Origin of the sequence: Burkholderia sp. AU33803, assembly GCF_002223095.1 — a bacterium.
GTDB lineage: Bacteria > Pseudomonadota > Gammaproteobacteria > Burkholderiales > Burkholderiaceae > Burkholderia.
Genome location: NZ_NKFJ01000006.1, coordinates 2,574,216 through 2,600,547 on the forward strand (window position 1 = coordinate 2,574,216; position 26,332 = coordinate 2,600,547).

Genomic DNA, 26,332 nt, shown 5'->3' on the forward strand with positions numbered 1-26,332 from the left:
CGTCACGCCTGCGCGAAACGCTCCCGCAAGAACTCGATGAAATGCTGCGTCTTCGCGGGCAGCAGCCGCGTTTCCGTCATCGCGTAGACCGGAATCGGCTCGCCCTCCCATGCGGGCATCACGCGGCGCAGCCGGCCGGCGGCCAGGTCATCCGCGACGATCGCTTCGGACAGCACGATGATGCCCGCATCGAGCGTGGCCAGGCGCCGCAGCATGCCGACGCTGTTTCCCGCGAAACGGCTGCTCACCGGTACCGCGACGGTGTGCGTGCCGTCGTGCAGCGTCCACGTGCCGGCCCTCGCCAGGCTGAGGCACGCGTGCCGCGCCAGGTCGTCCGGCGTGCGCGGCTCGCCCTCGCGCGCGAGATAGCCGGGCGACGCATATAGGTAGTTCCCGAGCGTGGCCAGCCGCCGCGCGATCAGTTGAGAATCTTCGGATTCGCCCAAGCGGATCGCCACGTCGAACGGTTCGCTCACCAGATCGACCCGCCGCGACGTCAGCTCGAAATCGAATGTCAGCTTCGGGTAACGCGTCGAGAACTCGACGATCAGCGGCGCCAGGTAGGTCACCGCGAAATCGACCGGAAACGACGCGCGCAACACGCCGGTCGGCTCCGCCAGCAACCCGCCGAGTTGCTCGTGCGCGAGCCGCGCCTCGTCGACGATGCGCTTGCAGCGCTCGAAGTAGAGCTGGCCGGCCTCGGTTAGTTCGATCCGGCGCGTCGTGCGATGCAGCAGCCGCAGCCCGATCGCCTTCTCCAGCGCGCTGATGCGCCGCGACAGCGTCGAGTTCGGCATCCCTAGCGTCTCGGCCGCGCTGCGAAAACCCTTCGCTTTCACGACTTCGACGAACAGCGCCATGTCGTTCAGCAGTTCCATGCCCACTGCTCCATCAATGGATCAATGCTATCCAGATTACCCGATTTATCCCGTAAAGAAAGCAATGGATGATGGACGTGTGGAGGCGAGGTCGGCACACCCGTGCGCGGCCGGCGCCAGAGGCGGCACCGACCTGGTGCCGCCGTCCCGACTCTCGAGGAGCTGACGCATCATGAGCCAACTGTTCACCCCGGTCCGCGTGGGCCGATATACGCTGAAAAACCGCCTGGTCATGGCGCCGATGACCCGCAGCCGCGCCGCCGCCGACGGCACGCCCGGCGAATGGGCCGCCGAGTATTACGCGCAGCGATCGAGCCTCGGCCTGATCGTCAGCGAAGGCACGCAGCCGTCTGACGACGGGCAAGGCTACCTGACGACGCCCGGCATCCATACCGACGCGCACGTCGCCGGCTGGAAGGCGATCAGCGACGGCGTGCATGCACGCGGCGGCCGGTTGTTCATCCAGCTGATGCACGTCGGGCGCATGTCGCATCCCGACAATACGCCGCATCACCGGCAAGGCGTGGCACCGTCGGCAATCGCGCCGAATGCGCCGATGTTCACGATGAAAGGCATGCAGGACATCCCCGTGCCGCGTGCGTTGACGACCGAGGAAGTGCGCGCGACCGTGAACGACTTCCGCCTCGCCGCGCGCCGCGCGATCGAGGCGGGCGCGGATGGCGTCGAGATCCACGGCGCGAACGGCTACCTGATCCAGCAGTTCTTCGCGCCGAATGCCAACACGCGCACCGACGCGTACGGCGGCTCGATCGAGAACCGCGCGCGCTTCGCGATCGAGGTCGCCACGGCGATCGCCGACGAGATCGGCGCGGATCGCACGGCCATCCGCGTATCGCCCGGCAATACGCTGGGCGGCCTCGACGAAGGAGCGGAAGGGCCGGACCTGTATCGCCATCTCGCGACGGAGCTCGACCGTCTCGGCCTCGCCTACCTGCACGTGATGCATCAGGGCAACGAAGCGCTGCTGGCCGACCTGCGCGCGCGCTGGAGCGGCACGCTGATCCTGAATCGTCCGGGCCGCACGCGCGACGCGATCGGCACGGACGTGACATCCGGGCTGGCCGATCTCGAAGCGTACGGGCAGATGGTGCTGGCGAATCCGGATTTCGTGATGCGGGTGAGGACCGGCGCACCGATGAACGATGCGCGGCGCGAAACGTTCTTCGGCGGCGATGCGCGCGGGTATGTCGACTATCCTGCGCTGGATGGGGCGGCTGCGGCTTGATGTATCGGCTCAGGGTGATCGCAACATCACGCGCCCTCCCGCGACTCCGCCGGAACGGTCGGCTCGGCAAGTTCATGCAATGCCTTGCGTGCGACGGGCACTTCGCGCTTCGGTACGACGAGCAAATTGAGTCCCAGACCGTCGAGCACCTTGAACAACTTGTCGAGGCCCACCGCCCGGCCGTTTTCGAGCCGCGACAGCACGTCCTCGGAGACGCCGCAAAACGCCGACGAACGGCATCGACGGCATTGTTACGAGAATATCGGAATTAAAGGCTTGAACGTCAGCGACGGTGAATTGTTCGCATATTTCAGGAACTATAAAGACCAACAAGTGCCACGGCCGGCGGCCGACCGGCATCGTTTCGACGCACTCGTCGGCCGCCTCTCCTGCCTCAAAACTGCCCCGCCGCCCCCGTCCACCGCAAATAATCCCCGCGCGTCCAGTCGAGCGACACGCCAACCCGCTTCGTGCCGGGCCGGATCTTCGGCTTGTACACCGACAGCGTCAGCGACTCCAGCGCCGGCCACTCACGGAACGACAGCACCGCGATATCGGCGACGAGCGTCTCGAGCAGCCGCGTATGCGGCTTGTGCGACAGGAACGCCGCAAGGCGCGCGCAATAGCCGTCGTAATCGATCCACTCGCCCTGCTCGCTCGGCTCGCACCGGTAGCCGAGCCGCGCATCGATCACGATCGGCTGCGGCGCTTCATGCTCGTGCGCATGAATGCCGATCCGCGCGGGCACCTTCAGTTCGTCGACGAACACGCTCCAGCCGCGCCCGCGCAGGCGCGGCGCGTCGATCGCCACGAACGGTTCGTCGAACGGCTTCATGATGCGAGCGGCGCGGCCGCGTCGAGCATGATGCGCACGAAGTAGTCGGCGAAGCTGCGGCGCACGACGATCTCGAACGCATCGTCACCGGTCGGGATCAGCACGATCGACGACTTGAAGTAATGCGACTGCGCGCACTGGCCCGGCTTGAACGCACGCGGATGGAGATCGAGCGGGCAGCCGCGCGCGAGCACGTCGCGCACGCGTTCGCCGCTGAGCTCGACGACCGTATAGCCGCTGCCGACATCGACGGCCGCCGCATACGTGCCCTGCACGGCTTCCGCGAGCTTCGCTTCGAGCACGCCGGCCGGCACCGGCCCGTTCGAGCGCACGAGCCACTCGTCGGGGCCGAGCCACAGCACGTCGTACTCGACACCGCGCGCGACCGTGTTCGGCGCCGCGGGCGGCCGGCAGCCGACCACGCGCTCGAACGCGCTCACGAACGCCGGATCGCTCAATTCGCCGCGCACGTTGACGAGATCGAGGAACGGCCGCTCGCGCAGCGTGAACTTCTTCGAGGCGCGCGCCTGGTGCGGCTTCAGCACGTCGGCCGCGCCGACGAACGGCGATTCAAGCGTCACGCCGCCCGCGCCCGCCACCTGCGTCTGGTTTCTGGTTTCATTCCACATGCTGGCGCACCCCTTCGGTATCGTAGAAAACCGGGCTCGAGATCTTCGCGGTGATGCGGCGGCCGTTGGCCAGCGGAATCACGACGCTCTCGCCCATCTTGTTCAGGCCGCCCTTCACCACCGCGAGCGCGATCGAGCGCTTCAGGATCGGGCTGTAGTAACTCGACGTCACGTGGCCGAGCATCGGCGTCGGATCGACCGCCGACACCTGCGTGTCCTTCGCGATGATCTGCGCGCCTTCCGGCAGCACGAACTGCTCGTCCTCGGTCAGCAGGCCGACGAACTGCTTGCGGCCTTCCTTCGCGGTGTCCGAGCGCGCAAGCGAACGCTTGCCGAGGAAGTCCTTCGACTTCGCGACGAGCCCGCCCATCCCGAGGTCGTACGGCGTGATCGAGCCGTCGGTATCCTGGCCGACGATGATGTAGCCCTTCTCCGCACGCAGCACGTGCATCGTCTCGGTGCCGTACGGCGTGATGTCGAACTCGGCACCGGCGGCCATCAGCGCTTCCCACACCGCGCGGCCCGCATTCGCCGGCACGTTCACTTCATACGCGAGCTCGCCCGAGAAGCTGATCCGCATCACGCGCGCCTTCGCGCCTGCAACCGTGCCGTTCCGGTAGCTCATGAACGGGAACGCCTCGTTGCCGAAGTCGATGTCCTGGCACACCTTCTGCACGACCTTGCGGCTCTTCGGGCCGACCACCGCGAACGTCGCCCAGTGATCGGTGACCGACGACAGCCGCACCTTCATGTCGGGCCATTCGGTCTGCAGCCAGCGCTCGAGCCACGTGAGCACGCGCGCCGCGCCGCCCGTCGTGGTCGTCATCATGAAATGCTGGTCGGCGAGGCGCACCGTCACGCCGTCGTCGAACACCATCCCGTTCTCGTCGAGCATCAGCCCGTAGCGGCACTTGCCCACTTCGAGCTTGTTCCACGGGTTCGTGTACATCCAGTTCAGCAGCTTCACCGCGTCCGGGCCCTGGATGTCGATCTTGCCGAGCGTCGACGCGTCGAGGATGCCGACGCTGTTGCGCACCGCCAGGCATTCACGCTTCACGGCCGCATGGAGATCCTCGCCGTTCTTCGGGAAGTACCACGGCCGCTTCCAGTTGCCGACGTCCTCGAACAGCGCGCCGTGCTCGACGTGCCACTCGTGCACGCAGGTCTTGCGGATCGGGTCGAGGAAATCGCCGAGCTCACGGCCCGCGAACGTGCCGAACGACACCGGCGTGTAGTTCGGGCGGAACGTCGTCGTGCCCGTTTCCGGAATCGTCTTGCCGAGCGCGCCCGCGAGGATCGCCATCCCGTTGATGTTGCCGAGCTTGCCCTGGTCGGTGCCGAAACCCATCGCCGTGTAGCGCTTCACGTGCTCGACCGACTCGAAGCCTTCGCGTGCGGCCAGCAGGATGTCCGCGGCCGACACGTCGTTCTGGAAGTCGACGAACTGCTTCGGCCCGCGTGCCGCGGCTTCGCGGCTGCCGACCAGCCACAGCGGCTGCAGTGCGCCTTCGACGGTTTCCGCGACCTGCGGCGCGACCGCGCGCTGCTCGGCGGTGAAACCCGCTGCCTTCGCGGCTTCCACGCCCGCATCGACCGCGAGTCGCAGCGCACGCGCCAGGCCGAATTCGCCGGCCGCGGCACCGATGCTCGCTTCCGCCTGCACGGGCTTGCCCGGCAGGAAGCACGCCTTCTCGTCGTTCCAGCAGGCCTTGCCGCCCGACTGCGCGAACAGGTGCAGCACCGGGCTGAAGCCACCCGACATCGCGACGAGGTCGCACGGCAGCGTCTGCAGCTTGCCGCCGGTCTGGCCGTTCGAGTAGGACGCGACGTCGACCGACGATACGCGCCACTTGCCCGATGCGCCGGTCACGACTGCGCCGCTCATCACCGTCACGCCCTGCCGCTTCGCGGCGGCCGGCAGCGCGCCGTTCGACGATGCGCGCGAATCGACGACCGTCACCTTCGCGCCGCACGCCTTCAGGTCGAGCGCGGTCTGGTACGCGCGATCGTTGTTCGTGAACACGACCGCGTTGCGGCCCGGCAGCACGCCGAAGCGATGCACGTAGGTGGACACCGCACCGGCGAGCATCACGCCCGGCAGGTCGTTGTTGCCGAACACGATCGGCCGCTCGTGTGCCCCGGTCGCGAGGATCACGCGCTTCGCGCGGACCTTCCACAGCAGTTCGCGCGTGCCCTTGCGCATCGACACCGGCAGGTGATCGGTCAGACGCTGCGTGACCGTCACGAGGTTGTGGTCCTGGTAGCCGAACGCGGTGCTGCGCGACAGGATCGTCACGTCGGGCAGCTTGCGCAGCTCGGCCTCGATCTTCTCGACCCATTGCAGCGCGGGCTTCGCGTCGATCTCGGCGCGGCACGACAGCAGGCTGCCGCCGAGCTCGCGCTGGTCGTCGACGAGGATCACGCGCGCGCCGGCCGTCGCCGCCGCATGCGCGGCCGCGAGGCCCGACGGGCCACCGCCGACCACGAGCACGTCGCAGTGCGCGTAGCACTTGTCGTAGCGATCGGCGTCGAGCGCTTCCGGCGCCTTGCCGAGGCCGGCCGCTTCACGGATCTTCTCTTCGTACTTCGGCCACATGTTGCGCGGCCACATGAACGTCTTGTAATAGAAGCCGGCCGGCAGGAAGCGCGACAGCTTCTGGTTGATCGCGTACTTGTCGTTCTCGAGCGACGGCTCCGCGTTCACGCTCGTTGCGACGAGCCCTTGGTACAGCTCGATCTCGGTCGCGCGTGCGTTCGGCACCGTGTACGGGCCCGATTCGAGCTGCACGACGGCATTCGGTTCCGCGACGTCGGCCGTCACGATCCCGCGCGGACGGTGGTACTTGAAGCTGCGCGCGACGAAGTGCACGCCGTTCGCGAGCAGCGCGGACGCGAGCGTGTCGCCCTGGAAGCCCTGATACGTGCGGCCGTTGAACGTGAAGGTCAACGGAATCGCGCGATTGATGCGGCCACCGGTGCCGAGGCGGTCTTTCTGGCTCATTTGCTCGTGCCCTCTTCGTGTGCGTTGCCGGCAGCTTCGCCACCGAACTTTTCGTAGCCCTTGATATCGTAGGTCACCGTGTCGCGCGTGGCCTTGAACCAGCGGCGGCAGCCCTGCGTGTGCAGCCACTGCTCCTTGTGCAGCCCGCGCTTGTTCTCGCGCATGAACACGTAATCGCCCCATTCGCGGTCGGTCATGTTCTCGTTGTTCACGGGGCGCACGATGTCGGCTTCACCGCCGCACGAGAACTCGGATTCGGCGCGCGGCCCGCACCACGGACATTCGATCAGCAACATGTTTTTCTCCTCGTATGCGTGGTCAGTGCGCGACGGCGGCGGCGCCGTGCTCGTCGATCAGGTGGCCCGTGTAGAAACGGTCGAGCGCGAACGGCGCGTTCAGCGGATGCGGTTCGTCGCGGGCGATCGTGTGCGCGAACACCCAGCCCGAGCCGGGCGTCGCCTTGAAGCCGCCGGTACCCCAGCCGCAGTTGAAATAGAGGCCCTTCACGTCGGTCTTGGTGATGATCGGGCACGCGTCCGGCGACACGTCGACGATGCCACCCCACTGGCGGTTCATCCGTACGCGCGAGAACACCGGGAACATCTCGACGATCGCCTGCAGCGTGCTTTCGATGATGTGGAAGCTGCCGCGCTGGCCAAAGCCCGTGTACTGGTCGATGCCGGCGCCGATCACGAGGTCGCCCTTGTCGGACTGGCTGATGTACGCGTGCACCGCGTTCGACATGATCACCGAGTTGACGACCGGCTTGATCGGCTCGGACACCAGCGCCTGCAGCGGGTGGCTCTCGATCGGCAGGCGCACGCCGGCCATGTCGGCGAGCGTCGTCGTGTTGCCGGCCGCGACCACCGCGACCTTCTTCGCCTTGATGAAACCCTTCACCGTGTCGACGCCGACCACCGCACCGCCTTCGCGGCGAATGCCCGTCACCTGGCAGTTCTGGATGATGTCGACACCGGCGCGATCCGCGCCGCGTGCGAAGCCCCAGGCCACCGCGTCGTGACGCGCCACGCCCGCGCGGCGCTGGATCGATGCGCCGAGCACCGGGTAGCGGCTGTTCAGGTTGATGGTCGGCTCGATTTCCTTGATCTGCGCGGGCGTCAGGAATTCGGCGTCGACGCCGTTCAGCCGGTTCGCGTTCACGCGGCGCTCGGTGTCACGCACGTCCTGCAGCGTGTGCGCCAGGTTCATCACGCCGCGCTGGCTGAACATCACGTTGTAGTTCAGGTCCTGCGACAGCCCTTCCCACAGCTTCATCGCCTTCTCGTACAGCGCAGCCGATTCGTCCCACAGATAATTCGAGCGGACGATCGTCGTGTTGCGCGCGGTGTTGCCGCCGCCGATCCAGCCCTTCTCGAGGATCGCGACGTTCGTGATCCCGTGCTCCTTCGCGAGGTAATACGCGGTCGCGAGGCCGTGGCCGCCGCCGCCGACGATCACGACGTCGTATTCCTTCTTCGGTTCCGGGCTCTTCCACTGCTTTTCCCAGTTCTCGTGATACGAGAGGCCGTTGCGGAACAGGCTGAATATCGAGTAGCGGCTCATGTGAGTGATCCTTCGTTTAGCATTCGATGACGTTCACGGCCAGACCGCCGCGCGACGTTTCCTTGTATTTCGTCTTCATGTCCGCGCCCGTCTCGCGCATCGTCTTGATGACCGAATCGAGCGACACGTAGTGCTGGCCGTTACCCTTGAGCGCCATGCGCGACGCGTTCAGCGCCTTGATCGCGCCCATCGCGTTGCGCTCGATGCACGGGATCTGCACGAGCCCGCCCACCGGGTCGCAGGTCATCCCGAGGTTGTGCTCCATGCCGATCTCGGCGGCGTTCTCGACCTGATCGGGCGTGCCGCCCATCACCGCGGCGAGCGCGGCGGCGGCCATCGAGCACGCGACGCCCACTTCGCCCTGGCAGCCGACTTCCGCGCCGGAAATCGACGCGGTTTCCTTGTAGATGATCCCGATCGCCGCGGCCGTCATCAGGAACTCGACGATGCCGGCTTCGTTCGAGCCCGGCACGAACTTCACGTAGTAGTGCAGCACCGCGGGAATCACGCCGGCCGCGCCGTTGGTCGGCGCGGTGACGACCCGGCCGCCCGCCGCGTTCTCCTCGTTGACGGCCATCGCATACAGGTTGACCCAGTCGAGCATCGACAGCGGGTCGCGCAGTGACTCTTCCGAACGCGCGCGCAGGCGATTGTTCAGCTCGGCCGCGCGGCGCTTCACGCGCATCGGGCCCGGCAGGTCGCCCTCGACCTTGCAGCCGCGCTCGACGCAGGCGGCCATCGTGCGCCAGATCGCGAGCAGCCCGGCGCGCACTTCGTCGGCGGGACGCAGCGCGCATTCGTTGCGCATCATCAGCTCGGCGATCGACAGCCCGTGTTCGCGGCACTGGCGCATCAGGTCGTCGCCGGTGCGAAACGGATACGGCACCTCGACCGCCGCGCGCACGCCGTTCACGCGATCGCCGTCGCGGTTCACGACGAAGCCGCCGCCGACCGAGTAATACTCTTTCTCGACGAGCAGCTGGCCGTGCTCGTCGAAGGCCTGGAAGCGCATCCCGTTCGGGTGCACGATGCTCGTGCCGCTCATCAGCTTGCGATAGAAGCCGATGTGCTCCTTTTCCTCGAAACGGACGGTCTGCTTGCCGAGCAGCGACAGCGATTTCTCCGCGCGGATCGCGGCGAGCCGCGGCTCGATCAGGTCCGGATCGATCGTGTCGGGCAGGTGGCCCTCGAGACCGAGCAGCACGGCCTTGTCGGTGCCGTGGCCCTTGCCGGTCGCGCCGAGCGAGCCGTATAGTTCGACCCGCACGCGGCGCACGAAACCGAGCAGGTTCGCGTCCTCCACGTGCGACGCGAAGCGGCACGCGGCGATCATCGGGCCGACCGTATGCGAACTGGACGGGCCGATGCCGATCTTGAACAGGTCGAAGACGCTGACGTTCATTGGCTTCCTCTGGGTGGCACACACGTGAAATGACGTTGGCGCCAGTACATCAAAGCGTAAAATCGGCCGATAGAACAAAAACGGCATCGGCGTGGGATACCGCCGCCAAGCGCCCCGCCGGCAGGCCCGAAAGTGCGTTTTGGCGATGGTTCGCGACGGAAAACCACAAGTCGTGCCGGAACCGATCAGCGACGCTGACTGCATCCGCCCCGCCCGGCCGCCGTACCCGCATGCCCCGTATCAACAGACTGAGTGAGACCGCCCGCCCGGCGTGAAGAGATTGGCCGCGATGACAACCGACGTACCCGCTTCCCCCCTCGCAGAACCCGCGCCGCGGCGTATCCGCTTCGGCATCGTGCTGCTGCCGAACTTCACGCTGACGGCCTTCTCCGGTTTCGTCGACATGCTGAGGCTGTCGGCGGACGACGGCGACTACAGCAAGCCCGTGCGCTGCGCGTGGAGCGTGATCGGCGAGACCCTCGCGCCGGTGCGCGCGAGCTGCGGGATCCAGATCACGCCGTGGGAAACGTTCGACGCGGCCGAGCCGTTCGACTATGTGGTGGTGGTCGGCGGGCTGCTGCATTCGGGGCCGCAGGCCGGCCCCGAGACACTCGAGTTCATCCGCCGCGCGGCGGCCGGCGGCGCCACGGTCGTCGGCATCTGCACCGGCGTGTTCACGCTGATGCGGGCCGGCGTGCTCGACGGCTACCGCACCTGCGTGAGCTGGTTCCACTACTGGGATTTCATCGAGCGCTTTCCGGCTGCCGATCCCGACCTGCTGATCGCCGACCGGCTGTTCGTGATCGACCGGCGCCGCATCACCTGTTCGGGCGGCCGCGCGTCGATCGACGTCGCCGCCGCGATCCTGCTGCGCCACTTCGATCACGCGACCGTGCAGAAGGCGCTGCGCATCCTGCTGGTCGGCGAGATGCAGAAAGGCAATGCGCCGCAGCCGCATCCGCCGGGCCTCGAGCCGGCCACGCACCCGAAGGTCAAGCGCGCGATTCTCCTGATGGAACAGCATGTCGGGCGTGCGCTGTCGCTCGACGAGCTCGCGAGCAAGCTCGATTTGTCGACGCGGCAGCTCGAGCGGCTCTTCAAGGCGGAGACGGGCAAGAGCCCGCAGGCGTTCGCGAAGCAGGTGCGGCTGCGCACGGCCGCGTGGCTGCTGACGAGCTCGGACCGCACGGTGGCCGATATCGCGTCGAGCTGCGGATTCGCCGATGCGTCGCACCTCGGGCGCGAATTCCGCAAGCAGTTCGGCGTGCCGCCGGCGACGTATCGGGAGCGTGGCGGGGAAGTGGCGGAAGCCGGCGCGGCCATCGCGGCGGACGCCGTCGAGGACATCGCCGACTGACGGCGACGGGCCCCCGCTCCTTTTCCAATCGATCGCGACACGACACTCGAACGCATCGATTTCAGCTCAATTGGAACCGGTTTCAATCAATTTAACCGACGTTGCACTCCGTTAACCAAGGGTTATCCCGGATGCTGTCGCTCATTCAAATTTGTATGATGACCACATAACCTGATAATCTAGAGCACCATGTTCGAGAAAATTCCCGCCCGCGCGATGAGCGACCATGTCGCGCAGCAACTGCTCAAGCAGATCGAAGTCGGCAGTTTCTCCGCCACCGGCAAGCTGCCCACGGAGGCCGTGCTCGCGCAGGAATTCGGCGTGAGCCGCACCGTGATCCGCGAGGCGATCTCGCGGCTGAAGAACGAAGGCGTGGTCGAGCCGCGCCAGGGCAGCGGCGTGTACGTGAACCAGCACGGCGCGATCCGGCCGCTGCGGATCGACTATGCGGAAGCGGTCGAAGCCACGTCGCTGCCGCACCTGCTCGCGGTGCGCCGCGCGATCGAGGCCGAGGTCGCGGCCGAGGCCGCGCTGAACCACACCGATGAAGACATGGCCGACATCGACGATGCGCTGCGCAAGATCGACGACGCGGTGGCCGAAGGGCGCGATGGTGTCGCGGAAGACGTCGCGTTCCACCGCACGATCGCGGCCGTCACCGGCAACCCGTATTTCCTGAAGACGCTGCAGTTCCTGAACCAGTACCTCGAAGCCGGCGTGAAGGTCACGCGGCGCAACGAAGCGACGCGCGAGGACTTCTCGCGCCAGGTGCGCGAGGAACACGCGGCGATCGCCGACGCGATCCGCGCGCGCGACCCGATGGCCGCCCGCAACGCGGCGCGCACGCACATGTACAACGCCGCCCGCCGCCTCGCGGAAGCCGGCATCTGCTGAACCCGGCGGCCGCCGCGCCGCCCCTTTCCCGAATCGATCAAGGTTGACCATGTCACGAAATGTTGGAGTCATCGGCCTCGGCGCGATGGGCCTCGGCGTCGCCCGCTCGCTGCTGCGCGCCGGCCTGCGCGTGCACGCATGCGACGTGCGCGACACGGTGCTGCAGGCGTTCGCCGCCGAAGGCGGCATCGCCTGCGCGACGCCGGCCGAACTCGGCGCACAGTGCGACGTCGTCGTCACGCTCGTCGTCAATGCCGCGCAGACCGAAACGGTGCTGTTCGGCGCGCACGGCGCGGTCGCGGCGATGAAGCCGGGCGGCGTCGTGATCGCCAGCGCGACCGTCGCGCCCGAATTCGCGGTCGCGCTCGGCGCGCGGATCGAGGCGGCCGGCCTGCAGATGCTCGATGCGCCGGTATCCGGCGGCGCCGCGCGCGCGGCCTCCGGCGAGATGACGATGATGACGTCGGGGCCGGCGGCCGCCTATGCGGGCTGCGAGGATGTGCTCGCCGCGATCGCCGGCAAGGTCTATCGCCTCGGCGACGCGCACGGCATCGGCTCGAAAGTGAAGATCATCAACCAGCTGCTGGCCGGCGTGCACATCGCGGCAGCGGCCGAGGCGATGGCGCTCGGCCTGCGCGAAGGCGTCGATGCCGATGCGCTGTACGACGTGATCACGCACAGCGCCGGCAACTCGTGGATGTTCGAGAACCGCGTGCCCCATATCCTGAACGGCGACTACACGCCGCTGTCGGCCGTCGACATCTTCGTGAAGGATCTCGGCCTCGTGCTCGATACCGCGCGCCGCAGCAAGTTCCCGCTGCCGCTGTCGGCCACCGCGCACCAGATGTTCATGAGCGCGTCGAGCGCCGGCCACGGCGGCGAGGACGATTCCGCCGTGATCAAGACTTTCCCCGGCATCACGCTGCCTCCCGCTCGCTGATTCGACCGACGCTTCCGCCATGACCGCTTCCGCTTCCCGCCCCCTGCTCGGCTGCATCGCCGACGATTTCACCGGCGCGACCGATCTCGCGAACATGCTCGTGAAGAGCGGCATGCGCACCGTGCAGACGATCGGCGTGCCCGCCGACGGCGCCGCAGACGCCCCGCTCGACGCCGACGCGATCGTCGTCGCGCTGAAGTCGCGCACGATCCCCGCGGCCGACGCCGTCGCGCAATCGCTCACCGCCTACGAATGGCTGCGCGCGCAAGGCTGCCGGCAGTTCTTCTTCAAGTACTGCTCGACGTTCGATTCGACCGATGCGGGCAACATCGGTCCCGTCGCCGATGCGCTGCTCGATGCGGCCGGCGGCGGCTTCACGATCGCGTGCCCGGCGTTCCCAGAGAACGGCCGCACGATCTATCGCGGCCACCTGTTCGTCGGCGACGTGCTGCTGAACGAATCGGGAATGGAGAACCATCCGCTCACGCCGATGCAGGATGCGAACCTCGTACGCGTGCTGCAACGGCAGACGAAGTCGCCGGTCGGCCTGATCCGCTACGACACGATCGCGCTGGGCGCGGCCGCCGTGCGCACGCGGATCGAGCAACTGCGCGCGGAAGGCGCGCGCTTCGCGATCGCCGACGCGCTGTCGGATCGCGACCTCTACGTGCTCGGCGAAGCGTGCGCGGGCCTGCCGCTCGTCACCGGCGGCTCGGGCATCGCGCTCGGCCTGCCGGCGAATTTCCGTCGCGCGGAGCAACTGCCCGAGCGCGACAACGCGGCGTCGTTGCCGCGCATCGAAGGACTCTCGACGGTGCTCGCCGGCAGCGCGTCGAAGGCCACCAACGCGCAGGTCGCCGCATGGCGCGCCACGCGGCCGAGCTTCCGCATCGATCCGCTCGCGGCCTCGCGCGGCGAGCCCGTCGTCGACCAGGCGCTCGCGTTCGCGCGCGCGCACCTGCCGCAGCCCGTGCTGATCTACGCGACCGCGACGCCCGACGAAGTGAAGGCCGTGCAGCAGGCGCTCGGCGTCGACGCGGCCGGCCATCTCGTCGAAGCCACGCTCGCGGCGATCGCGCGCGGCCTGCGCGATCTCGGCGTGCGCAAGTTCGTCGTCGCCGGCGGCGAAACGTCCGGCGCGGTCGTGCAGGCGCTCGACGTGAAATCGCTGCAGATCGGCGCGCAGATCGATCCGGGCGTGCCGGCGACGGCCACCATCGACGCGCAGCCGCTCGGCCTCGCGCTGAAGTCCGGCAACTTCGGCGCCACGGACTTTTTCGACAAGGCGCTGCGCGCGCTGGACGGAGCCGCACGATGAGCGTCGAAGCAAAACTGCGCGAAGAAATCTGCGTCGTCGGTGCAAGCCTGTATGCGCGCGGCCACGCGGTCGGCAGCGCCGGCAACATCAGCGCACGCCTGCCCGACGGCTGGCTGATCACGCCGACCGATGCGTGCCTCGGCCGGCTCGACCCGAACGACATCGCAAAGGTCGGCCTCGACGGCCAGCCCGTATCGGGCGGCAAGCCGTCGAAGACGCTCGCGCTGCATCGCGGCATCTACGCGCGCAACGCCGAAGCGAACGGCGTCGTCCACACGCATTCGACGCATCTCGTCGCACTGACGCTCGCGGGCGTGTGGCGCGACACCGACGTGCTGCCGCCGATCACGCCGTACTACGTGATGAAGGTCGGCCACATTCCGCTGATCCGCTACCGCCGCCCCGGCGATCCGGGCGTTGCCGCCGAAGTCGCGGCGCTCGCCGGCCAGGTGCGCGGCGTGCTGCTCGAGCGCCTCGGCCCGGTGATGTGGGGACCGTCGGTGTCGCACGCGTCGTACGCGCTCGAGGAGCTCGAGGAGACGGCGCGGCTGTGGCTGATGACGCACCCGAAACCCGAGCCGCTCGACGACGCCGCGCTCGACGAGCTGCGCGCCAGCTTCGGCGCGCGCTGGTAGCGGCCGCCACGCAACGATTCCCATGCCCGCCGTGTGCGCGGGCCCTTCCGTCAGCACACACACGACCGGCGACGTACGCGCCGCCGGCACACGACATCATTGGAGACGACGATGACTGCTCTCGACGCGGCCGCTGGCCGCTCGCCCGCCGCGCCCGCCCATGCCGCGGAACTCGACCGCACCTACAAGAAAGTGTTCTGGCGCATCGTGCCGTTCCTGATGCTCTGCTACGTGGTCGCGTATCTCGACCGCGTGAACGTCGGCTTCGCGAAGCTGCAGATGTCGCAGGATCTCGCGTTCAGCGAAACGGTGTTCGGGCTCGGCGCCGGCATTTTCTTTCTGGGTTATTTTCTGTTCGAACTGCCAAGCAACTTGCTGATGCACCGCATCGGCGCACGCATCTGGATTGCGCGGATCATGATCACGTGGGGCCTGCTGTCCGCGCTGTTCGCGTTCGTGCAGACGCCGACGCAGTTCTACGTGCTGCGCTTCCTGCTCGGCCTCGCGGAAGCCGGCTTCTATCCCGGCGTGATCCTGTACCTCACGTACTGGTTCCCGTCGCATCGCCGCGCGAAGATCATCGCGGTGTTCATGTCCGCGATTCCCGTGTCGGGCATCTTCGGCAACCCGCTGTCGGGCTGGATCATGGAGCGCTTCCACGGCGGCTCGGGCTTCCACGGCTGGCAATGGATGTTCATGATCGAAGCCGTGCCGGCCGTGCTCGTCGGCATCGCGACGATCCTGTATCTCGACAACAGCATCCGCGGCGCGAAGTGGCTCGACGAGCGTGAAAAGCAGCTGCTGGAGGACGAAATCGCCGCGCAGCCGCAGGAACAGCAGCAGCACGGCCATTCGCTGAAGGCCGTGTTCGCGGACCCGCGCATGTGGTGGATGTCGCTGATCTACTTCGCGTTCGTCACGGGCCAGTACGGCCTCACGTTCTGGATGCCGACGCTCGTCAAGTCGACCGGCATCACCGATACGCTGCAGATCGGCCTGCTGTCGGCCATTCCGTTCCTCGTCGCGATCGTCGTGATGAACCTGTTCGGCCACAGCGCGGACAAGCGCCGCGAACGCCGCTGGCACCTGATCGTGCCGGCGCTGATGGGTGCAATCGGGTTTGCGGTCGCCGCGTCGTACTCGCACAATACGGCGGTGTCGATCGTGTTCCTGTCGCTCGCGGCGGGCGGCGTGCTGACCTGCGCGCCGCTGTTCTGGTCGCTGCCGACCGCGTTCCTCGCGGGCTCCGCGGCCGCGGCCGGGATCGCGATCATCAACTCGGTCGGCAACCTCGCCGGGTTCGCGAGCCCGTACGTGATCGGTTACCTGAAGGACGTCACGCACAGCACGGCGTCCGGCATGTACGTGCTCGCCGCGATGCTCGTGATCGGCGCGATCGCCGTGTGGCTCACGCCGGCGAAACTCGTGAACCGCTGATTCGCCGAGTCGCCGATCCGGCCGCCATTCGACGCGGGGCGCCGCGCGCCCCGCCCCATTCATTCACAGGACCCGCTGCCATGCCACGCTTCGCCGCCAACCTCTCGATGATGTACACCGAGCATGCGTTCCTCGAACGCTTCGCCGCTGCCGCCTACGACGGCTTCAAGGCCGTCGAGTACCTGTTCCCGTACGACTTCGCCGCCGAGGACATCCGCGCGCGCCTCGATGCGCACCACCTCGAACAGGCGCTGTTCAATGCGCCGCCCGGCGACTGGGCCGCGGGCGAACGCGGCACCGCGTCGCTGCCGGGCCGCGAGGACGAGTTCCGGCGCGGCATCGACCAGGCGCTCGACTATGCGCGCGTGCTCGGCAACGAGAAGCTGCACGTGATGGCCGGCATGGTGCCGCCGGACGCCGACCGTGCCCGCCATCGCGACACCTACCTCGCGAACCTGCGCCATGCGACGCAGGCGGCCGCCGCGCACGACATCACGATCCTGATCGAGCCGATCAACCAACGCGACATGCCTGGTTATTTCCTGAGCCGCCAGGACGACGCGCAGGCGATCTGCGCGGAAGTCGGCGCGCCGAACCTGAAGGTGCAGTTCGACTGCTACCACTGCCAGATCGTCGAAGGCGATCTCGCGATGAAGCTCAAGCGCGATTTCGCGGGCATCGGCCATATCCAGATCGCGGGCGTGCCCGAGCGCCACGAGCCGGATGTCGGCGAACTCAACTATCCGTACCTGTTCGCGCTGATCGATGCGCTCGGCTACGACGGCTGGATCGGCTGCGAGTACCGCCCGAAGGCCGGCACGTCCGAAGGGCTCGGCTGGCTCAAGCCGTACCTGTAATTCCCGCATTCTTCCGAGGGTAAAGAACATGAAAGTACTGATCACCGGCGGCGCCGGCTTTCTCGGCCAGCGTCTCGCGCGCAAGCTGCTCGAGCGCGGCGAACTCACCGGCCCCGACGGCCGCAGCGAGAAGATCGACGAGCTGGTGCTGCTCGACGTCGTCGCGGGCAGCGATTTCGGCGATGCGCGCGTGACGTCGATCGTCGGCGACATCGCCGAGCGCGCGGTGCTCGACCGCGCGATCGACACGCAGACGGGCGCGATCTTCCACCTCGCGGCGATCGTCAGCGGGCAGGCCGAAGCCGATTTCGACCTCGGCATGCGGATCAACCTCGACGCGTCGCGCACGCTGCTCGAAGTATGCCGCGCGCGTGGCCATCGGCCGCGCGTCGTGTTCACGAGCTCCGTCGCGGTCTATGGCGGCACGCTGCCCGACGTCGTGCAGGACGACACCGCGCTGAACCCGCAATCGTCGTACGGCGCCGAGAAGGCGATCGCCGAGCTGCTGCTGTGCGACTACGCGCGGCGCGGCTTCGTCGACGGCCGTGTGCTGCGGCTGCCGACGATCAGCGTGCGGCCGGGCCGTCCGAATGCGGCGGCGTCGTCGTTCGCGAGCGGCATCATCCGCGAGCCGCTGAACGGCGAGGAAAGCGTGTGCCCGGTGCCGGGTTCGACGCGGCTGTGGCTGCTGTCGCCGCGCGGCGCGATCGAAGCGCTCGTCGCGGGCTGCGAGATCGACAACGCGAAGCTCGGCAACAAACGGGTGATCAATCTGCCCGGCCTGTCGGTGTCGGTCGACGAAATGATCGCGGCGCTGCGCGCAGTCGCGGGCGACGAAGTCGTGAAGCGGATCCGCCATGTGCCGGACGAGCGTGTCGAGAAGATCGTCGGCAGCTGGCCGGGCCGTTGGGATACGTCGCGCGCGGAAGCGCTCGGGTTGAAGGGCGACACGTCGTTCGCGGACGTGATCCGCAGCCATCTCGCCGACGAACGGCGCTGAGTCCCGCGCCGCCCGCCGCGCGTGGCGGGCAGGGGTTGCCCGGTCACGTCAACGCGACCGGGCCGATTCCCCGATGGGCAACGGCGCGTTTTTCGTTCCGCCCGGCCGGTTCGCCGAACCGGCCGCCCACTGCCATGCCAGCAGGCCCGGCAGATAGAACAGCAGGTCGCGCACGCGGCGGGCGCCGGCCAGCGCGAGACAGGTCGGCGGGTCGAACCCGAGCAGCCCGCCGATCAGCACGAACCCGCCCTCCTGCACGCCGAGCCCGCCCGGCATCAGGAACGCGATGCTGCTCACGAGCTGGATCAGCGCCTCGATCGCGAGCGCCTGTGCGAACGTCGGCTCCGCGCCGAGAAAATACAGCGCGAGCCAGATTTCCAGCGCATAGCCGACGAACTGCAGCGTCTGCCAGATCACGAGATAGCGCACGACGATGCCGGTCCTTCTCCAGATCATCCGGATCGACTGATCGGTGCGCGCCGATTCGCCGACCAGCGCCACCACCTTGCCGCTCGTGACGCGGTTGAGCACGCGCATCGCGCGTTCGAATGGCCGCGCATGCTGCACCAGCGCGAACAGCAGCAGCACCGGCACCAGCGCTGCCATGCCGATCGCGAGGTTGCCGGCCACGCGCGCGGCGTCGGACGACACGTGCTCGAGCACGTAGCCGATCGCGACCAGCGCGAACACCAGCTGGCTGATCAGCGTCAGCTGCATGTCGGCGACGAGGCTGGCGACGACGGTCGCCGGCCGCACGCCCGCCTGCCGCAGCAGGCCGAACGACACGATCTCGCCGCCGATCCGCGCGACCGGCAACAACCCGTTGATCGATTCGCGGATCCACACGAGCTTCAGCATCGTCGCGAACGACGGCCGGCGCGGGCCGCGGATCAGCATCCGCCAGTCCCACGCATTCGCGAGCATCGGCAGGATGTGCGCCAGCGCCGCGAGCAACAGCCCCGCGCCGGCGATCTGCAGGCGATGCAGGATGTCGAGCGGATGCTCGCGCCAGATCAGCCACACGGCGAGCGCGAGCCCGCCCAGCGCCGCCACCTGCCCCACGTGGCGCAGCCGTGCGTCGCCACGCACGGCGTTGCGCTCCGCGGCATCGGCAGCGGGGTTCGTTCGGCTCGTCATGATTCGCTCGCGGGCGACAGCAGGCCTTCCCGGTCGACGCGAAAACGCGTGCCGCGCCACACGACATGCGACGAGAAGAAGCTCGACACGAACACGAAGAACTGCAGGAGATCGACGAACGGCAGCCACAGCGCGCCGCGCAGGCCCGCGCCGGTGGCCCGGCTCGTTTTGAGCATCAGCAGCGAGCGCGCGGCCAGCGCCGCGACCGCCAGCCCGCACGCGACGGCCGTGCCGCCGGAGAACAGCAGCGCCAGCAACGCGAGCGGCACCGGATGCATCAGCACCGAGCCGGCGTGACCGAGCCGGTCCGCCGCGCGGATCGTGCAGCTCCAGCGCAATTCGTGTGCGTACAGCTTCGCGAACGTCTCCTCGACGCACGCATGCCCGACGACGAACGGCGGAATGACGACCTGCGCGCCCACCTGCCGCACCGCCTCGCCCAGCGCATGATCCTCGGCCAGGTGATGCGCGAAACGCGTGAGCCCGCCGATGCGTTCGAGCGTCGCGCGCGTGATCGCGATCGTCTGGCCGAAGCAGGGCCGTGCGCGCCCGATGAAGAGCCCGGTGATCACGCCCGGCAGGAAATGGTAGTTCGTCATCGCGACGGCGACACCGGGCCAGAAGCCCGGCGACGCGATGCCGCGATACACGCTCGTCACGATGCCGACCTCCGGCTGCTGCAGCGCGCCGACGACGGCGCGCAAATAATCGGGCTCGACCAGCACGTCGCTGTCGGCGAGACAGAGCACCGAATGCTCCGCGTGTTCGAGCATGTTCACGAGATTGGCGATCTTGCGGTTCGGCCCGTAGAGCCGCGCATCGGCGACGACCTTGATGTTCGCGTCGGGGTAGCGCGCCCGCAGCGTCTCGACGGCCACGAGCGCCTCGTCATTCGCGTCGTGCACGCCGAACAGGTGCTGGACCGGCCCCGGATAATTCTGCACGAAGAAGCTTTCGAGATGCTGTACGAGTTGCCACTCGTCGCCGTGCAGCGGCTTCGCGACGGTGACGCCCGGATAATCGCGCGGCTCGGCCGCCGCCCGGGAAAAGAACCGGCCGACCAGCACGCTGGCCGTGATCGTGTAGGCAATGCCCAGTAACACGCCCAGCCCGCAGACGATCGACATTGCTCCGGCCAGCCCGCGCAGCACATGCAGCAAAACCATGCTTCTCCCCAGTGGTGACCCGTGCGACCACGACACCCGGGAGCCGCCGCGCGCACGCAGGGTCACCCGTGCACGCCGCCGTATCGATTCCCGTGGAGCCGGATGTGAAGGACGACCAAGCGACGATACGCGCAATTGGATGACACAACTACCGTGCGGTGATCGATTCCTGTCACGCGCACGTAGCCGCAGGCGAGCGCGGCGCGGAACGCGACGTCGGCAAGCTTGCGGGCCGAAAGGATCGCGGTGGCCAACGCGATGGCGACCCATATACGAAACGTCATCGTGGTGAAAAATGCTTCGGGTACGTGCCATGCAAGCAACGACACCAGCACGAAACACTGGATGAACACGCCGGCCAGCGCGGCGATCAGCAGGTGGGCACGCCATCGCTCGATCGTCGAAGACGCCATGGTGAAAGAATCTCCCGTGCGGACGACCGCTATCGATCTGAAAGATTCGAAAGGTCGCGTGGGTCAGGATCAGGAACAGCGAGTCCAGCGAAGAGCGATTGTGGCGACGCCTGCTTAACGTTTCGTTAAGAAAGCGAACGTAGAATCCACCCGACCGATATCGTCCCCGTCGTCCGCAGGAGTCTCCATGTCCACGCCCGCCCGATATGACACCGTTGCGCGCTTGCTTCACTGGCTGATCGTCGCGCTGGTCGTCGCGCAATATGCGATCGGCTGGACGATGCCCGACGTGCATCGCGACACGCAGCCCATCGGCCTGATCGCCGCGCACCTCCTGGTGGGAACCGCGCTGCTCGCGGCGATGGCTTGCCGCGTGCTGTGGCGCGTGACGCATCGCCCGCCCGCGAGTGACCTGCCGCCCGCGATGCGCGCACTGTCGGGCGCGACGCATTGCGCGCTCTACGCGCTGCTGATCGCGGTACCGCTGCTCGGCTGGATCAACGCGTCGTCGCGCGCCTGGAGCGTGACGTTGCTCGGGATCGTGCCGTTGCCCGCGCTGTCGGCGGCCGGCTCCGCATTCGGCCACGCGATGGGCGACGTGCACGGCATCCTCGCGTGGGCACTGTTCGTCGGCATCTGCCTGCACGTGGCAGCCGCGCTCGCGCACCGCTTCGTGCTGCGCGATCAGGTCGTGCAGCGCATGATGCCCTGGTGATCGTCACGTTGGCGGCACGGCATGCCATCGCGCGCATGTGCTGGATTGCCGCCGATATCGATACCGTCTTCGTTCCGGTTCATCGCATGCGCGGCCGGCCACTCATCGCACGCGGCCGATGAGATGATCGCGCCGCCGCGCAAAGCGGCGCGCGATGACGGGCAGCGCGGCCGGCGCCCTTCTGCCGCGTCGAGCGGCACGAAGGGCTGCGGTACTGCCGTGTCGCGAACACGCCGGCCTGAAGTCGCACAAGACCATGTCGACACCTAGTTGCTGGTCTGCGCCGGCACACCGGAGGCCGGTGCGTGCGCGGCGGCAGCCGCCATCCGGGCGCGGTCCTGCTCGGCAAGCCTTGCTTCCGCCGCCTGGATGTCCGCCGGATACTCGCCGTCGTCTCCCTTCGCCGGGTCGTACCCGGCCGCTTCCAGGCGCATCAATTCGTCGCGAACCTGTGCACGCGTCAACGGCGCGGCCGATTGCGCGAAGGCCGACTGAGCGACGATCGCGACGATCATCGTCAGGACTGCGATATATGTTTTCATCATGAACTCCTTCAATGTTCCGTATCGATCAACCGTGTCGAATCCCTCGAATGCCTGACCTGCAAACGCAGGCGGTTGCGTCAGCTTCCGAAATAGACCGTGCAGAAGCTCGCGGGGCCGACGCAGGCGGCAGAACCCTGGCGCGGCGACATCGTCGCCGGCCTCCCCGCTTCGGATGACGCGGCCGGATCGCGTCCGACCGCCGTACTGGCCTGATGCGCCGGCATCTGTTCGGCCTGCCGCTGGAACAGCGGGCTCACGTCCGGATACGACGTATCGGTCACGAAGCGCAGCCCGTTGTGTTCGGCGTCGATCAGTTCCTGCCTGACCTGCGCGCGCGTCAGTTCCTGTGCCGACGCTTGCGTCGCGATACCCGCGAGAGAAATCGCCGCCACCGCGGCGGCCACCAGCCCATGCGTGTTCATGTTCCACTCCTTGAGAAGTCAACGAGACGACGTGCTACACCCGTATGACGACGGAGCGCATGCGTTTATTCCCGCGCGTCGCGCAACCCGGATCACGCGGCGTCTCCCGCGCCGGGAGCGGCCGGTATGGACGTTCATGCAACTGTCATTCTTTCGTCAGCCGGCGTAACCTGACGTAACGCAGCGCCCGCCGCGCTTCGGGCAGACTGACGTCACCCCTTACGGATCGCCCTTCGATCGATCATGTCCGTCGCTTACGACTATGCAGCCGGCCTGCTGCGCACGCTGTTCGACCGCCATCTCGACGGCGGCGCGGTGCTCGACACGGCCGTGTTTCCCGACGCCGAGCGTTTCGTCCGTGCATGGACCGACATCCAGGCAGAGGCATTCGCCGTGGCGCGCGACATGGCGCGCATCCCGCGCTTTCACGAGATCATGCGCGAGCAGTACGACATCTCGGCCAACGATGCACGCGACTGGCGGATGTTCATCATGCAGGCGTACGGCCAGCCGTTTCCGCGCAACCTGTCGCGCTGCCCGACCGTCGCATCGATCGTCGCGGCATCGCCGGACGTGTTGTCCGCATCGCTGTCGTTCCTCGCACCCGGCAAGCACATTCCACCGCATCGCGGGCCGTTTCGCGGCATCCTGCGCGGCTATCTGGTGCTGTCGATGCCCAAGCGCGCGGACGGCACGCCGGCCGCCGTGCTGAAGGTCGACGGCCGCGAATACCGGCTCGAGGAAGGACGCTTCCTGCTGTGGGACGACACCTTCATGCACGAGGTGTGGAACGACAGCGACGCTGTGCGGATCGTGCTGCTGCTCGATATCCGCCGGCGCGGGATGCCGCGCCTGCTCACGTGGCTGTCGAATGCGGTGATCGGCGTCGTGCGGATCGGGATCAGGATGCGCGGGCGGTCGATTCCGGTTTAGCGCACGTAACCGGCATGCGCCGGGTGACCCATCGTTTCGCGACTGCCCTCGCTTGTGTCGGGAAGGCGCTCAGCGCATGCCGGATGCAGGCGCAATCATCAGGACACCTTTCCGGCATCTTCATCCAACGCGTAGATGCCGCGCCTGGCGACACACGGGAACGGCGGATCGAGCGCCCGCACGTTCGTCAATTCCCAGCTCACGTACCCGGCACACCACTGCTTGCCTTGCGCGCGGGCTTCATCCGGCGTCCAGTCGTGTACGCCCACGACGTCGACCAGCGCGAGCGCGATACCGTCAGGGTCCTCGTGCCCGTCCTGTCGCAGGAAGATCGTGTTCTGCACCAGCACGAGATCGCGCAGCGACGTGTCGACCGGGACGAATCGGACACGCCGGCGCACCGCGACTACGCGATGCCGGCTTTCCGCCCCCGCTGGATCGCCTAAACTACAGACCGTCCCTACAGCGCGGCTCCTGCCAGCCACCGCCATGGCACACCTCTTCTTCGCCGCCTCGATCCAGCGGCATATCGAAACGCCCGAGCGCGAAGTCGACGCCCACTCGGTCGGCGAAGCATTCGACACCGTTTTCGGCGAGCAGCCGCGACTGCGCGGCTACATCCTCGACGACCAGGGTGCGCTGCGCAAACACCTGTCGGTATTCATCGACGGCCAACCGATCCGCGACCGGCAACACCTGTCCGATGTGCTCGGCGACGCCAGCCGGGTCTATGTCGTGCAAGCATTGACCGGCGGATAAGGGGACGTATGCACCAGCACCGACCGCGGCCCCCAACGTCAGGCCGGGCCATCAGGAGATTTCTCACATGAACGATCGACTGCTCGTCGCCACCCGCAAGGGCCTGTTCGTCCTGCAGGCCGACGGCCACGGCGGCTGGACGCTCGGTGAACCGCACTTCGCCGGCGAGCCGGTCAGCATGGCGCTCGCCGACCCGCGCGACGGCACGCTGTATGCCGCGCTGAACCTCGGCCATTTCGGCGTCAAGCTGCACCGCCGGTGCGCAGGTGCCGCCGACTGGGAGGAATGCGCGGTTCCCGTCTATCCGCCGCAGCCCGTCGACGAGCCACCCGCCAGCGCCCGCGCGAATGCCGGCACCGGCGACGACGACGACGCGCCGCCCGGCACGCCGCAACCGCCGTGGACGCTCCAGCAAATCTGGTCGCTCGAAACCGGCGGCGCGGACGAACCCGGCGTGCTGTGGGCCGGCACGATTCCCGGCGGCCTGTTTCGCTCCGACGACGGTGGCGATTCGTGGGAGCTCAACCGCCCGCTATGGGATCGCCCGGAGCGCGCCGAATGGGGCGGCGGCGGATACGATGCGCCGGGTATCCATTCGGTGATGGTCGACCCGCGCGACAGCCGGCACGTGATGGTCGGCATCTCGTGCGGCGGCGTCTGGCAGACCGCCGACGGCGGCGCGACGTGGCGCGTGACCGCGGACGGCATGGAAGCCGACTACATGCCGCCCGAACGACGCGGCGAGCCCAACGCGCAGGACCCGCATCGCGTCGTGCAGTGCGCGGCCAACCCGGACGTGCTGTGGACGCAGCATCACTGCGCGATCTTCCGCTCGACCGACGGTGCCGAACACTGGCGGCGCATCGAGGCGAAGCCTTCGAGCTTCGGCTTCGCGGTAGCCGTGCACCCGCATGAACCGGACACCGCGTGGTTCGTGCCGGCCGTGAAAGACGCGTGCCGGATTCCGGTGAACGGCCGGTTCGTCGTCACACGCACACGCGACGGCGGGCGCAGTTTCGAGCAATTCTCGAACGGGCTGCCGAGTGCACCGGCGTACGACCTTGTGTATCGGCATGGGCTCGCGATCGATGACACGGGCTCGCGCCTCGCGATGGGATCGACGACTGGCGGGTTATGGACGTCCGGCGACGGCGGTGAAAACTGGCGGCTGGTGTCTGCGCATTTGCCGCCGGTTTATTGCGTCAGGTTCGGGTGATGGTGAGTGAGCGGGTCGGTTCGCATCCGGCCTGCACGGCCCGCTTTACCGCTCAATGCCCACCCCCATCCGCCCCACCGCCTCCCGCGTCTGCGCAATCTCCGCCTCGAGCCAGTCGAGAAACGACCTGACCTGCGGCTCGCGCTCCCGCCCGGGCCGGCACAGCGCGACGAAACGCGCGCCGTCGATCCGCACCGCCGGCTCGATCGGCATCAGCGCCCCGTGCTCGACATGCTCGGCAGCGAGCACCGAACTAAGCAGCGCGATGCCCTGCCCGTGCAGCACCGCTTGCAACGCGTAATGCTCGTCGTCGTAATGACGAAACACCGCGCGCTCGAGCCACGCTTCGCGGCCGGCCGCGCGACACCACGACACCCAGTCGACCGACACCGGCAGCGGCGTATCCCACACCGTCTCGATCAGGTCGAGCGGCTCGTCCGTGCGATGCGCGTCGAACCCGCCGGCCGCATACGCGCCGAAATACTCGTCGATCAGCGCAATCTCGTGCAGCGCCGGAAACGTGCGCGACGTCGCGCGAATCGCAAGATCGATCCGCGCATCGCGTTCGAGATCCGCCAGCGTGTTGCCGGTTTCGACCTTGATGTGCAGTTGCGGATCGACCCGACGAAACCGCCCGAGGCGCGGAATCAGCCACATCGCGGCGAATGCGGGCGTGGTGGTCAGCACGAGCGTGCGCTCGCCGGCCGCCTCGGGCCGCACCGCGTCGAGCCCACGGCTCAATGCGAGCAGGGCATCGTGACTCGCGCGAAACAGGCGCTCGCCCTCGTCCGTGAGCCGCACGCCGCTCGCGCCGCGTTCGAACAGCAGCACGCCGAGCCGGCTTTCGAGCGACTTGATCTGATGCGACACGGCGGCCGGCGTCACGGACAGTTCGTCCGCGGCAGCCTTGAACGCGCCGAGCCGCGCCGACGACTCGAATACACGCAATGCGGTCAGGGGGATTTTCGAGAACACGGGGCCTCGCGGGCCGGATCGGGCCGGGTTGAATTCAATTGAATCCGGGTGAGATTAGG

29 protein-coding genes are annotated in these 26,332 nt (G+C 67.7%); 13 read left to right on the forward strand and 16 right to left on the reverse strand.

Annotated features, from left to right (window positions below; all coding sequences use genetic code 11):
• Positions 1–2: 2 nt before the first annotated feature.
• Entirely contained in the window at positions 3–878 is an 876-nt protein-coding gene (locus CFB41_RS28870; protein WP_089458812.1) for a LysR family transcriptional regulator, read from the reverse strand.
• A 172-nt stretch (positions 879–1,050) separates the two neighbouring features.
• On the opposite strand from CFB41_RS28870, the gene CFB41_RS28875 reads away from it, so the two are divergent.
• Positions 1,051–2,124: an alkene reductase gene (locus CFB41_RS28875; protein ID WP_089458813.1), complete on the forward strand. Its 1,074-nt coding sequence runs from the start codon at positions 1,051–1,053 to the stop codon at positions 2,122–2,124.
• 26 nt (positions 2,125–2,150) lie between these two features.
• Here CFB41_RS28875 and CFB41_RS28880 read toward each other — a convergent pair whose 3' ends face one another.
• The 7 genes from CFB41_RS28880 to CFB41_RS28910 form a co-directional block, all read right to left on the reverse strand.
• The gene (locus tag CFB41_RS28880; RefSeq protein ID WP_373558630.1) at positions 2,151–2,327 is read right to left on the reverse strand and encodes a hypothetical protein; all 177 of its coding nucleotides are present in this window, start codon (positions 2,325–2,327) and stop codon (positions 2,151–2,153) included.
• Positions 2,328–2,518: 191 nt separating this feature from the next.
• Positions 2,519–2,959, reverse strand: coding sequence for a dihydroneopterin aldolase (locus tag CFB41_RS28885; protein WP_011354099.1), 441 nt, complete (start codon positions 2,957–2,959; stop codon positions 2,519–2,521).
• Positions 2,956–3,588: a sarcosine oxidase subunit gamma gene (locus CFB41_RS28890; RefSeq protein WP_089458814.1), complete on the reverse strand. Its 633-nt coding sequence runs from the start codon at positions 3,586–3,588 to the stop codon at positions 2,956–2,958. The genes CFB41_RS28885 and CFB41_RS28890 overlap by 4 nt, the downstream gene beginning before the upstream one ends.
• Positions 3,578–6,589, reverse strand: coding sequence for a sarcosine oxidase subunit alpha family protein (locus CFB41_RS28895; protein WP_089441708.1), 3,012 nt, complete (start codon positions 6,587–6,589; stop codon positions 3,578–3,580). The genes CFB41_RS28890 and CFB41_RS28895 overlap by 11 nt, the downstream gene beginning before the upstream one ends.
• The gene (locus CFB41_RS28900; protein ID WP_089458815.1) at positions 6,586–6,885 is read right to left on the reverse strand and encodes a sarcosine oxidase subunit delta; all 300 of its coding nucleotides are present in this window, start codon (positions 6,883–6,885) and stop codon (positions 6,586–6,588) included. Before CFB41_RS28900 ends, CFB41_RS28895 begins: the two co-directional genes overlap by 4 nt.
• Positions 6,886–6,907: 22 nt before the next feature.
• Positions 6,908–8,152, reverse strand: coding sequence for a sarcosine oxidase subunit beta family protein (locus tag CFB41_RS28905; RefSeq protein WP_006480591.1), 1,245 nt, complete (start codon positions 8,150–8,152; stop codon positions 6,908–6,910).
• 16 nt (positions 8,153–8,168) lie between these two features.
• Positions 8,169–9,554 carry an L-serine ammonia-lyase gene (locus tag CFB41_RS28910; RefSeq protein WP_089426777.1) on the reverse strand — a complete coding sequence of 462 codons (1,386 nt, stop codon included), beginning with the start codon at positions 9,552–9,554 and terminating at the stop codon, positions 8,169–8,171.
• A 289-nt stretch (positions 9,555–9,843) separates the two neighbouring features.
• Here CFB41_RS28910 and CFB41_RS28915 point away from each other — a divergent pair, with 289 nt between their 5' ends.
• The 8 genes from CFB41_RS28915 (at position 9,844) to denD (ending at position 17,992) form a co-directional block, all read left to right on the forward strand.
• Complete coding sequence (locus tag CFB41_RS28915) at positions 9,844–10,911, forward strand: GlxA family transcriptional regulator (RefSeq protein ID WP_089459028.1); 1,068 nt, start codon at positions 9,844–9,846, stop codon at positions 10,909–10,911.
• Positions 10,912–11,100: 189 nt separating this feature from the next.
• Positions 11,101–11,805, forward strand: a complete 705-nt coding sequence (locus CFB41_RS28920) for a FadR/GntR family transcriptional regulator (RefSeq protein WP_011354089.1) — start codon at positions 11,101–11,103, stop codon at positions 11,803–11,805.
• 49 nt (positions 11,806–11,854) lie between these two features.
• Positions 11,855–12,745: an L-threonate dehydrogenase gene (ltnD, locus tag CFB41_RS28925; RefSeq protein WP_089441705.1), complete on the forward strand. Its 891-nt coding sequence runs from the start codon at positions 11,855–11,857 to the stop codon at positions 12,743–12,745.
• Positions 12,746–12,764: 19 nt separating this feature from the next.
• The gene (gene otnK, locus CFB41_RS28930) at positions 12,765–14,063 is read left to right on the forward strand and encodes a 3-oxo-tetronate kinase (protein WP_089458816.1); all 1,299 of its coding nucleotides are present in this window, start codon (positions 12,765–12,767) and stop codon (positions 14,061–14,063) included.
• Positions 14,060–14,698, forward strand: coding sequence for an aldolase (locus CFB41_RS28935; RefSeq protein WP_089458817.1), 639 nt, complete (start codon positions 14,060–14,062; stop codon positions 14,696–14,698). The genes otnK and CFB41_RS28935 overlap by 4 nt, the downstream gene beginning before the upstream one ends.
• A 111-nt stretch (positions 14,699–14,809) precedes the next feature.
• On the forward strand, positions 14,810–16,135 hold the full coding sequence (locus CFB41_RS28940; RefSeq protein WP_089458818.1) for an MFS transporter: 1,326 nt from the start codon (positions 14,810–14,812) through the stop codon (positions 16,133–16,135).
• A gap of 80 nt (positions 16,136–16,215) precedes the next feature.
• Entirely contained in the window at positions 16,216–16,992 is a 777-nt protein-coding gene (otnI, locus tag CFB41_RS28945) for a 2-oxo-tetronate isomerase (protein WP_089458819.1), read from the forward strand.
• 28 nt (positions 16,993–17,020) lie between these two features.
• Positions 17,021–17,992: a D-erythronate dehydrogenase gene (gene denD / locus CFB41_RS28950; protein ID WP_089458820.1), complete on the forward strand. Its 972-nt coding sequence runs from the start codon at positions 17,021–17,023 to the stop codon at positions 17,990–17,992.
• A 48-nt stretch (positions 17,993–18,040) separates the two neighbouring features.
• Here the strand turns inward: denD and CFB41_RS28955 are convergent, their stop codons facing one another.
• From CFB41_RS28955 to CFB41_RS28965, 3 genes are all read right to left on the reverse strand, one after another.
• A complete protein-coding gene (locus tag CFB41_RS28955; RefSeq protein ID WP_089458821.1) occupies positions 18,041–19,129 on the reverse strand; it encodes a lysylphosphatidylglycerol synthase domain-containing protein in 1,089 nt (362 codons plus the stop codon).
• Positions 19,126–20,295 carry a bacteriohopanetetrol glucosamine biosynthesis glycosyltransferase HpnI gene (gene hpnI, locus CFB41_RS28960; RefSeq protein WP_089458822.1) on the reverse strand — a complete coding sequence of 390 codons (1,170 nt, stop codon included), beginning with the start codon at positions 20,293–20,295 and terminating at the stop codon, positions 19,126–19,128. Before hpnI ends, CFB41_RS28955 begins: the two co-directional genes overlap by 4 nt.
• A 62-nt stretch (positions 20,296–20,357) precedes the next feature.
• The gene (locus tag CFB41_RS28965) at positions 20,358–20,708 is read right to left on the reverse strand and encodes a hypothetical protein (RefSeq protein WP_089441697.1); all 351 of its coding nucleotides are present in this window, start codon (positions 20,706–20,708) and stop codon (positions 20,358–20,360) included.
• A 187-nt stretch (positions 20,709–20,895) separates the two neighbouring features.
• Here CFB41_RS28965 and CFB41_RS28970 point away from each other — a divergent pair, with 187 nt between their 5' ends.
• Positions 20,896–21,423 carry a cytochrome b gene (locus CFB41_RS28970; protein ID WP_089458823.1) on the forward strand — a complete coding sequence of 176 codons (528 nt, stop codon included), beginning with the start codon at positions 20,896–20,898 and terminating at the stop codon, positions 21,421–21,423.
• Here CFB41_RS28970 and CFB41_RS28975 read toward each other — a convergent pair.
• The 3 genes from CFB41_RS28975 to CFB41_RS28985 form a co-directional block, all read right to left on the reverse strand.
• Positions 21,393–21,623 (reverse strand): hypothetical protein, encoded by a 231-nt coding sequence (locus tag CFB41_RS28975; RefSeq protein WP_089458824.1) that lies wholly within the window; start codon positions 21,621–21,623, stop codon positions 21,393–21,395. The two genes, CFB41_RS28970 and CFB41_RS28975, sit on opposite strands and share 31 nt — an antisense overlap.
• Before the next feature lie 66 nt (positions 21,624–21,689).
• Complete coding sequence (locus tag CFB41_RS28980; RefSeq protein ID WP_089459029.1) at positions 21,690–21,965, reverse strand: DUF4148 domain-containing protein; 276 nt, start codon at positions 21,963–21,965, stop codon at positions 21,690–21,692.
• Positions 21,966–22,045: 80 nt separating this feature from the next.
• On the reverse strand, positions 22,046–22,390 hold the full coding sequence (locus tag CFB41_RS28985; protein ID WP_089458825.1) for a DUF4148 domain-containing protein: 345 nt from the start codon (positions 22,388–22,390) through the stop codon (positions 22,046–22,048).
• Positions 22,391–22,633: 243 nt separating this feature from the next.
• Here CFB41_RS28985 and CFB41_RS28990 point away from each other — a divergent pair, with 243 nt between their 5' ends.
• Positions 22,634–23,323 (forward strand): aspartyl/asparaginyl beta-hydroxylase domain-containing protein, encoded by a 690-nt coding sequence (locus CFB41_RS28990; protein ID WP_089458826.1) that lies wholly within the window; start codon positions 22,634–22,636, stop codon positions 23,321–23,323.
• 98 nt (positions 23,324–23,421) lie between these two features.
• Here CFB41_RS28990 and CFB41_RS28995 read toward each other — a convergent pair whose 3' ends face one another.
• Positions 23,422–23,724 (reverse strand): ASCH domain-containing protein, encoded by a 303-nt coding sequence (locus CFB41_RS28995; RefSeq protein ID WP_256941252.1) that lies wholly within the window; start codon positions 23,722–23,724, stop codon positions 23,422–23,424.
• An 88-nt stretch (positions 23,725–23,812) separates the two neighbouring features.
• Here CFB41_RS28995 and CFB41_RS29000 point away from each other — a divergent pair, with 88 nt between their 5' ends.
• A complete protein-coding gene (locus CFB41_RS29000; RefSeq protein ID WP_089441691.1) occupies positions 23,813–24,082 on the forward strand; it encodes a MoaD/ThiS family protein in 270 nt (89 codons plus the stop codon).
• A gap of 67 nt (positions 24,083–24,149) precedes the next feature.
• Positions 24,150–25,298 (forward strand): sialidase, encoded by a 1,149-nt coding sequence (locus tag CFB41_RS29005; protein ID WP_089458827.1) that lies wholly within the window; start codon positions 24,150–24,152, stop codon positions 25,296–25,298.
• 45 nt (positions 25,299–25,343) lie between these two features.
• Here the strand turns inward: CFB41_RS29005 and CFB41_RS29010 are convergent, their stop codons facing one another.
• Entirely contained in the window at positions 25,344–26,273 is a 930-nt protein-coding gene (locus CFB41_RS29010; protein ID WP_089458828.1) for a LysR substrate-binding domain-containing protein, read from the reverse strand.
• Between the last annotated feature and the right edge of the window lie 59 nt (positions 26,274–26,332).